The sequence below is a fragment of the Rhodovulum euryhalinum genome (assembly GCF_004342445.1).
Taxonomy (GTDB): domain Bacteria; phylum Pseudomonadota; class Alphaproteobacteria; order Rhodobacterales; family Rhodobacteraceae; genus Rhodovulum; species Rhodovulum euryhalinum.
The window spans coordinates 1-14,912 of the sequence record NZ_SLWW01000026.1; the positions used below are offsets into that span (position 1 = coordinate 1).

7 protein-coding genes are annotated in these 14,912 nt (G+C 69.3%); 5 read left to right on the forward strand and 2 right to left on the reverse strand.

The features are described from left to right. Positions 1-92 precede the first annotated feature (92 nt). Positions 93-296 carry a hypothetical protein gene (locus EV655_RS18030; protein WP_132546742.1) on the reverse strand — a complete coding sequence of 68 codons (204 nt, stop codon included), beginning with the start codon at positions 294-296 and terminating at the stop codon, positions 93-95. A 259-nt stretch (positions 297-555) separates the two neighbouring features. Continuing rightward, positions 556-2,607 carry a DEAD/DEAH box helicase gene (locus EV655_RS18035; RefSeq protein WP_132546743.1) on the reverse strand — a complete coding sequence of 684 codons (2,052 nt, stop codon included), beginning with the start codon at positions 2,605-2,607 and terminating at the stop codon, positions 556-558. Positions 2,608-2,861: 254 nt separating this feature from the next. On the opposite strand from EV655_RS18035, the gene EV655_RS18040 reads away from it, so the two are divergent. The 5 genes from EV655_RS18040 (at position 2,862) to EV655_RS18060 (ending at position 14,694) form a co-directional block, all read left to right on the forward strand. Then, positions 2,862-3,665 carry a crotonase/enoyl-CoA hydratase family protein gene (locus EV655_RS18040; RefSeq protein ID WP_132546744.1) on the forward strand — a complete coding sequence of 268 codons (804 nt, stop codon included), beginning with the start codon at positions 2,862-2,864 and terminating at the stop codon, positions 3,663-3,665. A gap of 624 nt (positions 3,666-4,289) precedes the next feature. After that, complete coding sequence (locus EV655_RS18045; RefSeq protein WP_132546745.1) at positions 4,290-7,403, forward strand: hypothetical protein; 3,114 nt, start codon at positions 4,290-4,292, stop codon at positions 7,401-7,403. Continuing rightward, entirely contained in the window at positions 7,400-9,934 is a 2,535-nt protein-coding gene (locus EV655_RS19060) for a hypothetical protein (protein ID WP_132546746.1), read from the forward strand. The genes EV655_RS18045 and EV655_RS19060 overlap by 4 nt, the downstream gene beginning before the upstream one ends. A 300-nt stretch (positions 9,935-10,234) precedes the next feature. Further along, positions 10,235-11,542: an efflux RND transporter periplasmic adaptor subunit gene (locus EV655_RS18055; protein ID WP_132546747.1), complete on the forward strand. Its 1,308-nt coding sequence runs from the start codon at positions 10,235-10,237 to the stop codon at positions 11,540-11,542. Then, positions 11,539-14,694 carry an efflux RND transporter permease subunit gene (locus EV655_RS18060; RefSeq protein WP_132546748.1) on the forward strand — a complete coding sequence of 1,052 codons (3,156 nt, stop codon included), beginning with the start codon at positions 11,539-11,541 and terminating at the stop codon, positions 14,692-14,694. Before EV655_RS18055 ends, EV655_RS18060 begins: the two co-directional genes overlap by 4 nt. Positions 14,695-14,912 lie beyond the last annotated feature (218 nt).

Genomic DNA, 14,912 nt, shown 5'->3' on the forward strand with positions numbered 1-14,912 from the left:
AGCCAGAAAAGCTCGCTCATGATCCCTCCCCCAAATTGGGAGTTTGAATCACGCGGCGAGCCCGCACTCAAGCGGATTTATGGGTCCTGACTCTAGCGAGTAAGCTGGTTGGCTTTAGGAACGTCCTCGCTCGCCCAGGGCGGAGTCTGGCGCCGCTCCGGCGCGGTCATGTTGCGCCGGGCCTGCACATTCCGCGCCTCTACCTCCCCGGCCGAGCGCAGATACGCCTCGCGGGCCGCTTCACGCCGCAACGCATCGTCCGAAACGGCCGGGGCGACGAATTGGTCGTAGATCATCCATGCCGTGTCTTCGTCCGCGCCCGAGTTGCGCAGGAAGGCCGTAATGGATCGCGGCTTGGGAAGGACAGGCTGCGCCTGACCGCCCTTGGCGCTGGGCAGACTTTCTACAAGGCCTTGGCTGCCGATCCTGTCAGGGAACCCGATCTGATCCGCTCAGCCCGGCGTTCAGCCGAAAGCCGGGCGTGACCGCTGAAATCCCGCGCCCGCAGGTCCGAGGAGCGCCTACGCCAGAGATCGCGGCGAACCGCGAGGTCCGTTACCCCTTGCGCCGGGGTGGGACGTGACCGCCCTTGCGGGGGGGCTTGGGTTTTCCAGTGCGCTTTCCGGTGCCGGGACGGTCCAACCGTTTGGACGTATCGGCGGCACCGGGGCGCGTCTTGTCGCCGCCCGTTTCGCCGGTCTGCCCTTGCCGCGCGCCGGCGGGCTGTTTGTCCTTGGGCCGGACCCAGTCCTTGTTGCGGTTCGCCGCGTGCCGCGGCTTTCGCGAGGGATCCTTTGCGGGTGCGGGCGCCGTTGCCACGGTCTTCGCGGGCGCAGGCGGCACAACCGGGTTCAGGGCCTCCGGCGGAAGCGCCTGTTCCGCGCCTTTGTCCAAGTCCTTGCTGGCGCGGCGGGGGGCGGCTTTCGTGGGTGTCTTGCGGGGCTGGCGGGGCGTGCTGTCATCCGACTGCGCGGAGCGCGGGCGTTCCGTCCTTGGGCGTTCCGGCCGTGGGCGCGGCTGGCGCGGCTCTTCGGCCGGTGCGCGATCCACTTTCCGCGCGCGCACGTCGTCTTCCAGAACGCCATCGGGACCGAGGCGGTCCAGAAACGCCGGAACGGCGGTCTCGGCGATCTCGACAAGGGTCGTCGCGGGCAGGACGCGAATCTTGCCGATCTGCGCCCGGTCAAGATTCCCGGCCCGGCACAGAAGCGGCAACAGCCAGCGCGCTTCGGCCCGGCGGTCCTGCCCGATCGACAGCTCGACCCAGGCCGAGGGACCGAAGGGTGCGCGCTCTTCCCGCGGGGACCTGCCGGGCGGCGCGTTCAGCTCTTCGGGCGCCGACAGGCGGGCGCGGTACAGCCGCAGGCAGGCGGCGGCGATGGTTTCCGCCCCGTGTTCGGCCAGCAACTTGGCCGCAAAGGCGGATTCGGCCTCGGACAGGTCGGGCGCCCAGACCGGGTCGGCCAGCAGGCGCCGTTCGTCGAGCGCAAGGATCTCCTCGGGCGTCGGCGCAAAGATCCATTCCGCCTCGATCCGCGCCCATTTCAGCAGCCGCTCGGCCTTGCCCGTGATCCTGTCGGGCACGATCAGCGCCGAGATCCCCTTGCGCCCGGCGCGTCCGGTGCGGCCCGACCGGTGCAGCAGCGCCTCGGTATTGCTGGGCAGGTCGGCATGGATCACCAGGTCGAGATTCGGCAGGTCGATGCCGCGCGCGGCCACGTCGGTGGCGATGCAGACCCGGGCGCGGCTGTCGCGCAGCGCCTGCAGGGCATGGCTGCGTTCGTCCTGGCTGAGTTCGCCCGAGAGGCTGACGACCGACAGCCCCCGGTTGGCAAGGCGCGCGGCCAGGCGGCTGACCGCGGCGCGGGTATTGGCAAAGACGATGGCCGTCGGCGCGTCGTGAAAGCGCAGCAGGTTGATGATGGCGTGTTCGGAATCGGCCGCGGACACCTGCACCACCTGATAGGCGATGTCGGTATGCTGCGTCCCGCGCGAGATCGTGGTGACGCGGACCGCGTCGCGCTGGTACTGTTTGGCCAGTTCCGCGATCGCGGGCGGCACCGTGGCCGAGAACAACAGCGTCCGGCGGTCCGGGGGCGCCTCGCCCAGCATGAACTCCAGATCCTCGCGAAAGCCGAGGTCCAGCATCTCGTCGGCCTCGTCCAGCACGATGGCGCGGATATCGGCCAGATCGAGCGCTCCCCTCGTGATGTGGTCGCGCAACCGGCCGGGGGTGCCCACGACGATATGTGCGCCGCGCTCCAGCGCGCGCCGCTCGTCCCGCGCGTCCATGCCGCCGATGCAGGACACCACCTGCGCGCCTGCCTTGGCATACAGCCAGACCAGTTCCCGCTGGACCTGAAGCGCCAGTTCACGCGTCGGCGCGACGACCAGCGCCAGGGGGGCGGCAGGGGGGGCAAGCCGCTCCTCGGCGCCCATCAGGGTCGGCGCGATCGCCAGGCCAAAGCCCACGGTCTTGCCCGATCCGGTCTGGGCCGATACCAGAAGGTCGGCGTGGGCGAGGTCCGGGGCCGTGACGGCCTGCTGCACATCGGTCAGCGTGTCGAACCCACGTTCGGCAAGCGCTTCGGAAAGGGTCGGGATCATGGGGGAACTTCCGTAGGGCCGTGCGCCAGCATGGCACGCCAAGGCCCGCACCGCTAGGGCATCGGGCGGCGGATGTCCAGCCGGATGCGTCTCCCCAGGGCCGGGTCCCGGCCGTTCGGCGGTTGGCCGGGCTGCCCCGCGCGCCGGGCGCGTACCCGGCCGACCACACTTGGCCGCGGTCGCGCGGCTTGGCAAGAAGGCTGCCGGCGGCTAAGCCCGCATGGTACGCGACCGGCGCCTGGGAGGAGACCGCCTTGACCGATATCGACACCCTCACCCTGACGAACCTGCGGCTCGAGCGGCACGAGGACGGCGTCTGGATCGTCACCCTTGCCCGCCCGGCCAAGCGAAACGCGCTGGACGTCGCCACGATCGAGGACCTGATCGTGCTCTTCTCGGGCGCCGCGGACTGGGGCGCGCGCGCCATCGTGCTGGCCGCCGAGGGCGACCATTTCTGTGCCGGCCTCGATCTGGTGGAGCATCACCGCCAGGACCGCAGCGCGGCCGAATTCATGCGCATCTGCCTGCGCTGGCACGAGGCATTCAACAAGATGGAATATGGCGGCGTCCCGGTCATCGCCGCGCTGAAGGGGGCCGTCGTGGGCGGCGGGCTGGAGCTGGCCAGCGCCGCGCATGTCCGGGTGGCCGATGGCTCCACCTATTTCGCCTTGCCCGAGGGGCAGCGGGGTCTTTTCGCCGGGGGGGGCGCCACGATCCGGGTTTCGGGCCTGATCGGCAAGGCGCGGATGGTCGACATGATCCTGACCGGACGCGTCTACCAGGGACAAGAGGCCATTGGCATCGGGCTGGCCCAGTATCTTGTGGAGGGATCGAGTTTCGACTTCGCGCTGGATCTGGCGCGTAAGGTCGCCGCGAACCTGCCGCTGACCAATTTCGCGATCTGCTCTGCGATCAGCCACATGCAGAACATGTCGGCGCTGGACGCCGCCTATGCCGAATCCGCCGTGGCCGGGATCGTCAACACCCAGCCCGACGCCCGCGCGCGGCTGGAGGCCTTTGCCAACCGCACTGCCGCGCGCGTTCGGCCCAACGAGTAGGGATCGCAGCCGCCCCTGATCCTCAGGGGCAACCGGCTGTCGCGGCGGGTCGGGCTGTTGTCCAGGAACGCATTACCGACCGCGCGCGCTGGGGGGTGCCGCTGCCCAGAGGGCGGACGAGATGTTCCGGGCAACCGCCGAACCACCGGTCTGGCAGAGCGCCTGGGAATCCGGCTTTCCGGTCGTTCGTTCTGTCCGGCGGTGCGGGAACGCCTTTCGCAAGTGCCCAAGACCGATCTTGTTTGGGGAAGTCCGCGATATGTGCCTTTGAATCCTGGTTGATCCCTCCGAGCGTCCAGGGCCGCCAACGTGACCGGCACGAGTGATATGGCCGCAGGCAGATCCCGGAAGGCCGTTTTTCCCGATCCGGGCCGCGGTCGATCCCGCCCGATGTGCGGTCGCTTGATGTAGGTCAAGGCGGACGGACGGTTTGTCCCAAGAGTTCGGGGGGCATGTCCCGGCCGCTTTGGTTTGTCGGCGTCGTTGCGGCATCAGGCGGAAATTGCATGTCGGGTGGCCATGTCCAAGATCGGTCTGAGTCAGCTTCTTCGCCGCGGCCTTGCCGCATTTCTTTTTGTTTCCGGGTGGTGCGCGCTTGGGGCTGTTCCGCTTGCCCTTGCTCTTGTGTCGCTGCTGGGCGGTCTTGGCGTCTATGCGTTCTGGCCCTGGCGGCCCGGCCGCGATGGCATCCATCGCATGTCGCGGGGCGCAGCCGTGGTCGGCCCCGATCTGATGGGGCTGTTTCTGGTTGCTGGCTTCACGGCCTTGCCGTTCTGGATCGGGCGGGCCGAGGGGCAGGCCGGGCTGCATGGTTCGGCCTGGCTGCTCTGGCCGATGGCGCTGGGCTTCGGGTCGCTGCTGGTCGTGGGATGGCGCAACGCGTGTTTCGGCCTTCGGATCCTGCCTGACGGACTGGAAGTCCACGATATTCGCGGCATCCGCACGGTGCCCCGCGCCGAAATCCTGGTGCAACGGCCCTGGCGGCGAGGCTTGCCGGGTTGGATGCGCGTGATCGCACCATTGCTGCCGCCGACCGCGGCCGGAGCGATCCTGCTGGCGCGCGACAGCACCGGCGTGACGCTCGACCTCGTGGGCGGCGGGCGGCTGAACGTGCCCGCCGAGGGGTTCGAGCCCGGCATCAAGGCCCTGCGCGCCGCGCTCGCGCGCACCACGGCGCTGATCGTTGTCCTGGTCGCGCTGGCACAGGCGACGGGTCCGGCACGCGCCCAATCCTGGGAGGTGCATACGCCGGGCGAGGCCACCCTGATGCGGCCCGAAGGCTGGCAGATCACCGGCGGCAGCCGTGATCCGGGCGTGGATCTGGCCGGGTCGGGACTGGGGGTGGGTTCCGTGCGGACGGTCGATCCGGCGCAGACGCGGCTGGAGATCGGCATCGATCCGGCCGCGACCAGCCATTTCGTTCTGGCGCTCATGCCGCCGGACAAGCCCGAGGGCGATCCGTGGAACGACCACGAGATCTGGCTGGGCCTTCAGGAAACCGATGCCGGTCCCACCGAGCTTGCGCTGGCCGTCACGCGGCAGATCCAGGCCCGCATCCCGCGCCCGTCCGATGCCGATCTCGCAGCGCTGGCCCTTGTGATCCGGCCCGACCGGGTGGTGCAGGTCACCGGCGCAGGCGGGCGCCTCCTGCTCGAGGGGCGCCGCCCCGCCAACGCCGCCGCCGGTGCGGCGTATGTCCAGATTGCCGCCATGACCCGGCTGGGCGGGCCGGGCCGGTTGGTTCTCCACCGGCTTGCCCCCGGCCGGGTGCCTTTCGTGCCGATGGGCGATCCTGCCTTGCCGCTGGGCGCCGCGCCGCACGAGGCGGTGCTGTTCGACGCCGCCACCGGGCTTGGCCCTCATCTTGAGGCCTTCCAGACCGCGCGCCTGCCGATGGCCGCGCACATGGCACATCACGGGACTGGGCTGGAGATCGCGCTGCCCGCGGGGCAAGGCAGCGGCTGGCTGGGGCTCTTTTCGCCCGAGGCGGTGATCTGGCCCGACCGCCTCGCCGGGGGCGGCACCGTGCGGATCGGCTTTAACGGGGACGCCTTCGACACCCATGCCGGCATCGGCCCGGACGGCGCGCTTCGCGTGGACAAGCCCGCCGGGCAGGACTGGCCGCGGTCGGGCATCCTGTCGGCCGAGCCTGTGACCCGGCTGGACGACCGGCTGCACGAAGCACCCTTCCGGCTGGCGCTGTCGCTCGATCCGAAGGGGACCGACGGGGTCGAGGTGATGCTGGGCGCCGACCCGGTTCCCGACATGGCGAGGAGTGCAGAGATGCGGCTGCGCCTGGTGCGGCTGGACCAAGGGCTTTACGCGGGCGCCCGGGAAATGACACTGACGCACGGGTTCTGGAATGTCTGGACCCGCCGCCTGGCTGCCCCCGCGGCCGCGCTTGCCTGCCTTGCCTGCGGTCAGGCCGGTGCCGATGCCTTTTCCGACAGGCCGCTGCGACCGAAGGTGGACGATCTCGGCGCCTATCGCCCGGAAACCCGTGCGGCGCTTGAACGGCTGACCGCCGCCCAACCCGACCGCTGCGTTGCGAATGTTGCGAGTTCGCTGTTTCTCGACGCGCATCTGGTCGAGACCGGCCTGATGGAAAAGTTCAAAAGCGTCGGCCGACCGGGCGAGGCGATGGCGCGGATCGTGACGATCTTTGCCTTGCCGGACGCCGCCGGGATCGGGGGGAACATCGCCTCGGTGCTGGGCTATGCCTCGGTGGGGGCTGCCCTGAACCTGGTGAGCGTCGGCCAGAACAGCCTGAAAAGCTACGACGTGCTCGTGGAGCACACCATCGGCTCGCTCGAACAGCGCCGGGCGATCCAGACCCAGGAGATCGTCCAGAAAAGCATCGACTACAGATGGGATCCGACGCTGGTTTCCGACCGCTCCCGGCAACTGGCGGACAGGAGCCAGGGGATCGTGTCCCAGATGCAGGACCTCGGCGACCGGACCGAGATCCTGCGGGTGGAAAGCGACTTCAAGGAAGAGCTGAAACGGCTCGACAAGCAGAAGGCCGACCGGACCGATGCCCTCCGCGAGGCGCTGGGCGGAAAGTCCGACCTGAGTGGCTCCGGGCGGCTGGCCGTCATCAAGAAGGAGTACAAGGACGGAGAAGCGGCGGCGGTGAAGAGCCGCGATGCCAAGCTGACCGAGATCGCCGCGCGCTATGAACGCGAGGTCGGCAAGCTGACCGAAGACCTGGCGCGCAACGCGACCCAGCACGAGGCGCTGGCGCGCCATGCCTGGCCGATCGCGAACGGGACCTGCGCCGAGATCGCCCGCGACGGGAAGGCGCCGGTGGTCCCGAAGTTGCCGACCGGGCTGGACGAACCCTATGCCCGCGATGCGGACGACGCCGCGCGGCTGGCGCAGGTTCTGGCTCCGCCGCATGACAAGCTGATGATCGTGCTGGACGCGCTGGTGCTGGACCCGCCCGCCGACTACCTGTCCTGCGTCTGCCGGGCGGCCGCCTATGGCACGTTGCAGACCATCCAGATGTATCACCCCGACACGCTGGGCGAATACGATCCGCGCTATTACTGCACCCATCCCGGCGATCCCTGCATTGTCCAGGGCCATGGCTGCCTGCGCTTTCCGATGCCCACCGATCCCGCGCTCTGGGACCGCTGCGCCGCCCGGTCCAAGGACGAGGCGGGGTACACGGTCACCGACGCGATCCTGTCGCGAATGAAGGCCCAGCGTTCCAGATTTCAGGAGACCGACCGATGAGAGGTATCTTTCCGCCCGCCGTCCGGGCGTTGCGACTGGCCAGGGCCGGCCTTCTGGTGCTGGCTCTGACGGGGTGGGCCAGCAGCGCTACGGCGCAGGACAGGATCGCCCCGGCCGCCCCGCCCCCCGACTGGCAATCCGGCACCTTGCAGGGCATTGGGTTCGCTCTGCCCCCCGGCTGGTCCGAGATGGAGCGGGCAAGCGATATCGTGACGTTGTTCGGCGGTGATCCCGATACGCGGACCGGGCCGGCCTTCGGCATCACCCTGACCCCCAAGCCGATGCAGTTGTTCCGGGGCAGCGATCTGGCGGATCTGGGCCGCGTCGTGTTCGACAGCGGGCTGGAATTCACCCGGCACGCCGCACGCGAGACCCCCGAGCCGGGCATGACCATCGAAGGCGAGTTCCTGATTTCCGCCGCGCCGATGCCCGATGGCAATCACATCGTGATCCTGATGAGCGGCTTCAACACGCCTTTTGACGCGCACCGGGCGCTCTTCGACACCGCACTGGCCGCGCTGCGTCTGCCCCCTCCGGGTCAGACGCCGGTGCGCGCGGTCCTGGGCGGCGCGTTTGGGGTGGTCCTGCCGCCGGGCTGGGAAATCAGCGATCTCGGCGACACGGCCACCTTGAAACGGCAGGGGATGCAGGGGGAAATCAGCCTGATGCGCCATGACGTGGCCAGCGCGGGGCAGCACCGCAGCGGCTGGTATGTCCCGCCCGAGGTGACCGGCAAGCCGGTGCTGTTTCTCGACGAAAGCGCCATCCTCTACGACTGGTCCGAGGCCTCGCGCCACTACGACGACGGCCGGGACAGCCTTGCCCGCAACCGGCTGTTCATCTTCGAGGCCTGCCTGGACGGCGGCGATACCGCCTCGGTCAGCATCACCGGCATGCCCGATTTCCACGACGATCCGTCGGTGCTGCGGCTGATCGACGACATGACCTATCACGCGGGCGCCGCGCCGTGCCGTCCCATCGACCTGCCCGGGAACGCACCCATGGGGACGCCGCGCAAGGAACGCGCGGTGGAAAGCGACTATACGATCTGGGTCGAGCCCGCGACACCCGGCGATGGCTGGACGTCCTACAGTTTCGGCCCGCTCGATTTCGCGCTTTACGCGGGATGGTCGGCCCTGCCCGGCGACGGTGACTGGTCGCACTGGATATCGCGGCAGGGCGAATACGAGCTTGCGATGCGCCTGCAGCCCGAGCCCGTGGGGCCAGCGGCACGCCGGGGCGAGGTGCGGCTGTCCGACGGCACGCGCTTTTACCGCCGGCCGGTGCCGGACGGAACGGTGCTCGCCTCGGTCGCGCCGGTCGGCCCCGAGGGGTATCTTCTGATCGAGGCCAAGGGCGGCATGATCGACGGACCGGGCTTCGAGACCATCCTCGGCACGATGACGTTGCGCCCCGCCGACGCGCCCGCCTCTGCCTCTGCCGAACCCGCCAGCCTTCTGGACGGCATGGTGCGCATCACCCCGCCCGAGGGCTTCGTGCTGCTCAGCGAGAAGGACAGCGTGACCCTGACCGCCGAGGACGGGCGCGGGTATCTGACGCTGGCCCGCGGGGGGGCGGTGATGCCGCCGCACGGGCTTCTGGCGCGGATGCCCGAGGGGCGGCTCGGCTCCTATGGCGGCGGGGCGTTCGGCACGGACTGGACCGAATACGGCTGGCCCGGCACCGTGCCCGAGTTCATGGACGGGGCCGAGATGGTCACCGGCTGGCACTTCCTGCGGATCGCGCGCATGTGCCTTCCGGGAGGCGTGCCGGTCGCGCTTGGCTGGGGCGGGATCACGCGCTTTACCGGCGGCGACAGCCTGGGCCGGGCCATGGCGGCCTTCGATGTCGACTGGCCCGATGGCATGATCCCCTGCGATCCGGCCGATCTGGTCGCCGCGGTGCCTGAGCCCAAGGTCACATCGGTCGATATTCCGCTGACCGTCCGACCCGCTCCTGCGGCAGAAGCCACCCTTGCGCCCGCCCCACGGCAGGCCGCCCCCGCCGCCATGGTCGAGGCCGTCACCGCTCCGCCCCCCGATCGTCCCAGCCCGCCGCCCCCGCCCCCTCCGCCACCCTCCGCTGCGGCCGATCCCGACCTGTTCGAGGACCGCGGCGGCGGCTATGCGCTCTACCGCAACGCGCGCTACGGCACCGAGATCGTCTATCCCAGCGGCTATTTCCATGCCGAACCCGCCCCCGGCAATGGCGACGGGCGCCGGTTCGCCTCGGCCGACGGGGCGGCGCGATTCCTGGTTTTCGCGCAATATAACGTGTTCGGCCACGACCTGCGCACGCTGATGGCGGAGGACCAGACCCTTCCGGCCTATCGCAACGCCAGCTACAAGCGCGCTGGCTCGACCTGGTACGTGATTTCGGGCAGGTCAGGGGCCGAGATCTTCTACCGCAAGGTGCTCTTGTCCGCCGACGATCTGTTGCAGGTCTTCGAGATCACCTACCCGGCCCGGCTGAAGACAGAGTTCGACGCGGTTGTCAGCTACATGGCGCAAAGCTTCGGTCCCGTGGACTGATCCTCGCGCACGGTCGAACGTCGCGAACTGAAACCGGCCGCTTTCCCGGGGCGCGCGACCGGGAGGTGTCCAAACCAAGGGTGATTGCCCGATCCGGATCTTTGCAGCTAGTCTGACCCGGAATGGGTATCGCTCTGGGGCCTCGGCACAAAGGCGGTGCAGGCCGCGGCGTCGGTGCCCGAGCCGCCCGACTGAAGGTTCAACCGCAATGACATTGCAGATTTCCGCAGCGAACGTCGCCACCCGGCCTGTGCGCCAGGAGATCCGGGGCGCGCAGGCGCCCGCACTGGCCATCCGGCCATGATAACCGGAACCGTTGCTCTTCTGGTCCGTGTGCTGTTTCGGCTTGCCGCGGTCGGGCTGCCCATCGCGGTGGCGGTGGGGCTGGTGTTTTGGTCGGGGTCGCTCAAATCGGGGCCTGCGCCGGTCGAGCGCAGCGCGGCGCAGCGCCCGGTCCGGGTGCTGACCGTGGCGCCCATGCCGTTCATCGCCCAGGTGTCAGGCTATGGCGCGGTCAAGCCCGCCCGCGAATGGCGCGCCATAGCCCGGATCGAAGGCGAGATCGTCGAGACCTCGGAAAGCCTGGCCAACGGCAGTTTCGTGGCCGAGGGCGCGCTGCTGCTGCGCATCGACGACACCGATATCCGGTTGTCTCTGGCGCAGATCGATGCAAGGAGCGCTGCGCTCGATGTGCGGGACGGTACGCTGCGCGCAAGCCGTGATCTCGCCGACCGGGAATACCGGCTCGCCGCGGCCGATCTGGACCGACAGCGCGGGCTTCTGGCCCAGGGCACCATCAGCCAGACAGCCGTCGAGCAGGCCGAGCGCGCCGAACTGGCCGCGCAATCGAAACTGACCGAGATTGGCAACCAGCTGGCACTGAACGCGGCCGAGCGCGAGATCCTGGCCGCCGAACGGGCCAGCGCCGCGCGCAGCCTCGGATTCTCCGAGATCAGGGCGCCTTTCGATGTTCTGATCGCCGAGGTATCGGCCGATCTGGGGCAGGTCGTGACCAGGTCGCAACTGCTGTTCGCCGCCGATGGGACCGACCGTGTCGAGATCGCCGCACAGGTGCCGATCGGCCGGATGGGGCCGCTGATCCGGCTTGCGGGCGGGGGCGAGCCGGGTGCTGCGCTCTCGGCCACGGTCGTGATGTCCCAACTGGGCCACGAGGTGCGCTGGCCGGCCGAGATCGCGCGCATCAGCGAGGCGATCGACGCCCGTACCCAGAGCGTCGAGGTGATCGTCACGGTGGATGGTCCGCTGGCCCAGGCGGTGCCGGGCCAACGCCCGCCGCTGCGCCGGGGCATGTTCGTCGAGGTGCGCCTTGCCGGGCCCGAGGTGTCGGCGCTTGTCGTTCCGGCCGCGGCCGTATGGGGCCGCGAGGCGCTGGTGGTGACGGGCGACGGCCGCCTCGCGCGCCGGACGGTAACGGTCGGGTTCCAGGCGGGCGGGCTTGCCGTGATCCGCGATGGGCTTGCCGCGGGCGACCGGCTGGTTGTCAGCGATCCGGCCGTGGCGGTCCCGGGCATGAAGGTGCAGCCGGTCGAGGACGAGGAACTGGCCGCGTCGATCCGCCGCCGCGCGCTGGGGCAGGCGGGGGAATGATCCAGCTTTTCGTCCGCCACCCGACGGCTGCCAACATCCTGATGCTGGCGATCGTGGCAATGGGTCTTGCTGCGGCGCCCGGGCTTCAGCGCGACACCTTTCCGGTGATCCCGCCCAGCGAGGTCGAGGTACGCATCCCCTATCCCGGCGCCAGCCCCGCCGAGGTCGAGCGCGGCATCTGCATGGTGGCCGAGGATCCGATTCGCGCGGTCGACGATCTTGCCGAACTGACCTGCGAGGCGCGCGACAACCTGGCCGTGCTGACCGCCGAGATGGTCGAGGGCCGCGACATGACCGCCTTTGCCGACAACGTTAAGTCGGCGGTGGAGGGCGTTACCGCCTATCCGGCCGAGGCCGAGGCGCCGGTTACCCGCATCATAGAACGCGCGGCCAGCGTCGCCACCATCGCGGTTACCGGGCCCGCGGACCCGCAGACCCTTTTCGCCTATGCCGACGGTCTGGCGGAGCGGCTGATGCGCGACCCGATGATCTCGCAGGCGACGGTCAGCGGCTTTTCCGGCCGCGAGATCGCGGTCGAGATTTCCAACACGGCCTTGCGCACCTATGGGCTGACGATCCCGGACGTGGTGACCGCGCTTCAGCGCAGCAGTCTCGACCGGCCCGCAGGCACGCTGGAAGGCGGCGACGCGGAAACGGTCGTCCGGTTCGTGGGAGAGCGGCGGACGGCGCTCGAGGTGGCGGACCTGCCGCTTGTCTCTTCGGCGCTTGGGGCCGAGGTCCGGTTGGGCGATGTCGCGACGGTGACCACCGGGTTCTCTGATGCTTCGGTGCGATCCCTGCATGACGGCCAGCGCGCGGCGCTGGTCACGGTTACCAAGACCGAAGAGCAGGATACCCTGCGCGTCATGGATGCGGTCCGCGACCGCCTAGACGAGGCCCTCGCCGATGCGCCCGAGGGCATCGGGCTGACGATCTCGCAGGACATGTCCCGGATCATCGTCGAGCGGCTGGACATCATCCTGACGAACGGGGTCATGGGGCTGGTCCTGGTGCTGGTCGTGATGGGGCTGTTCTTCGGGCCGCGCTTCTCGTTCTGGGTGGCGATGACGTTGCCCGTGTCCTTCCTCGGCACCGTCTTCGTCATGCAGTTGGCCGGACTCACGATCAACATGATCACCATGGTCGCGCTGTTGGTCGCCATCGGGCTGCTGATGGACGATTCCATCGTCATTTCAGAGAACATCGTGCGCCGCCGCCGCGCGGGCGAGGGCGCAGTGCCGGCCGCTGTCAACGGTGTGATTCAGGTGCTGCCCGGCGTCGTTTCGTCGTTTCTGACCACGGTGCTGATTGTCGGGTCGCTGGGGCTGATGGCGGGGAACATCGGCGCGGTGCTCAAGTTCCTGCCCATCGTCCTTGTCATCACGCTGATCGTGAGCCTGATCGAGGCGTTCCTGATCCTGCCTCACCACTTGGCCCATGCGCTGCATGGGCCGGTGCGTGACGGTCCTGTGACCCGTGCGGCGAACGGCGCGTTCCTGGTGCTGCGCGAGCGGGTCGTGCTGCCGCTTGCCCGCATGGCACTCCGGTTCCGCTACCTGACGTTGGGGATCGCCGGCGCGCTGGTGGTCACCGCCTTCGTGCCGGTGACGGGGGGATGGCTCAAGATCCAGAGCTTTCCCAGCCTCGAAAGCGACACGGTCGAGGCGCGGTTCGTCCTGCCCCAGGGCACGCCGTTCGACCGCACCGAGGCCCGGGTCGCCCGTGCCCTGAAGGCGCTGGGACAACTGAACGCCGAAGAAACGCCGCACCAGCCCGGCGGGCAGAAGCTGGTGCAGTCGGTGACCGTGTCCTTCGGCAGCAACCCCGACGCGCCTGCGGAAAGTGGTGCGCATCTGGCGACGATCAGTGCCCAGCTCTTGCCCGCGGGCACGCGCGTGACCGATCTTGACCATGTCATCGACCGCTGGCGCCGGTTGACCGGCCCCTTGCCCGACATGATCTCGCTGCGCTTCACCGACCGCGAACGCGGCCCCGGGGGCAAGCCGATCGACATCCTGCTGCGCGGGACGGACCTTGATGAACTGGACGTGGCGGCCCGTGACATGCGTCGGTTCTTTCTCGCCTTTCCCGGGGTGCGCGACGTGCAGACAGACCTCAGGCCGGGCAAGCCCGAGCAGATCGTGCGGATCGACCCGGCCATGGCGGCGGCGCTGGGCGTGGATGCGCGGGGCGTTGCGGGCGTTCTGCGCGCGGCGCTGCGCGGTGATACCGGGCTTGAGGTGCAGGACGGGTATGGCGGGCTGGATGTGATTGCGCGCCTCGCCGCAGCCGACCGCGACGACGCCGCCGACCTTGCCGCCTTGCGCGTGCCGGGCACGAACGGCGCGCAGGTGCCGCTGGCCGCCGTGACGCGGATCGAAGAGAGCCGCGGCTATGCCGCGATCCGGCGCATCGACGGGGTGCGCACCGTCCAGGTTACCGGCGCGATCAACCCCGCCGTCGCCAATGCGCGCGACCTGATCGCGGCCATGCGTGCCGATTTCCTGCCGGGCCTCGGCCGGGACCATCCCGGGATCGAGGTGGTCGTCGCGGGCGAAGAGAAGGACGCGGCGACCACCGGCGGCTCGCTGGTACGCAATCTCGGCCTCGGGCTGGCGGGCGTCGTGCTGACCCTTGCCTTCCAGTTCCGCAGCTTCGTGCAGCCCCTCGCGGTGCTGGTCGCGATTCCGCTTGGCGTGATCGGCGTCACCTGGGGGCATGTGGCGTTGGGATTGCAGCTGTCGATGCCAAGCGTCGTCGGGCTTGCGACGCTTGCCGGTGTGGTAGTCAACAACGCGATCCTGCTGGTGGAATTCACCAAGGACCATTTCGAGGCCGGCCGCCCGATGCCCGAGGCGGCCACCGCGGCGATTTCGGAACGGTTCCGCGCGATCCTGCTGACCGCGCTGACCACGGTCATCGGGCTCGGGCCGCTCCTGCTGGAACAATCCACCCAGGCGCAGTTCCTTCGCCCCATCGTGGTCAGCCTCGCCTTTGGCCTGACCTCGGCCACGCTGCTGACGCTGTTCGTGACGCCGGCAACCTTGGCGATCCTGCACGATCTCGGCTTCGTCCGCCGGCCCGATCTCCCTGCCCGGACAGACGCGGAAGCGCAGGTCGCGGAGACAGGGGCGCAGTCATCTGCGTCCTGATCCTGTCCGGTTTTTCCAGTCTTCGGAAGGGGTTGACCGCCTTCCGCACCGTGCGGCTGACCGCTCCTTCGGGTTTCGTCGGGGCGCAGCGGGGCGAAAATTCGAAGAATCTCGAGATCGATCGAAAAAAGCGCTTGCGGAGCCCGGTCCCGATCCGTAAATAGCGCTTCACCGGCGGCGCTGAGGCGCTGGCGGGTCGCTGGACGGGCTGGATGGTC

Bases quoted from the DNA above. Each gene is read 5' to 3' on its own strand.
- EV655_RS18060 (WP_132546748.1), top strand. From the start codon at position 11,539: ATGATCCAGCTTTTCGTCCGCCACCCGACGGCTGCCAACATCCTGATG.
- EV655_RS19060 (WP_132546746.1), top strand. From the start codon at position 7,400: ATGAGAGGTATCTTTCCGCCCGCCGTCCGGGCGTTGCGACTGGCCAGG.
- EV655_RS18030 (WP_132546742.1), bottom strand. From the start codon at position 296: ATGATCTACGACCAATTCGTCGCCCCGGCCGTTTCGGACGATGCGTTG.
- EV655_RS18055 (WP_132546747.1), top strand. From the start codon at position 10,235: ATGATAACCGGAACCGTTGCTCTTCTGGTCCGTGTGCTGTTTCGGCTT.
- EV655_RS18035 (WP_132546743.1), bottom strand. From the start codon at position 2,607: ATGATCCCGACCCTTTCCGAAGCGCTTGCCGAACGTGGGTTCGACACG.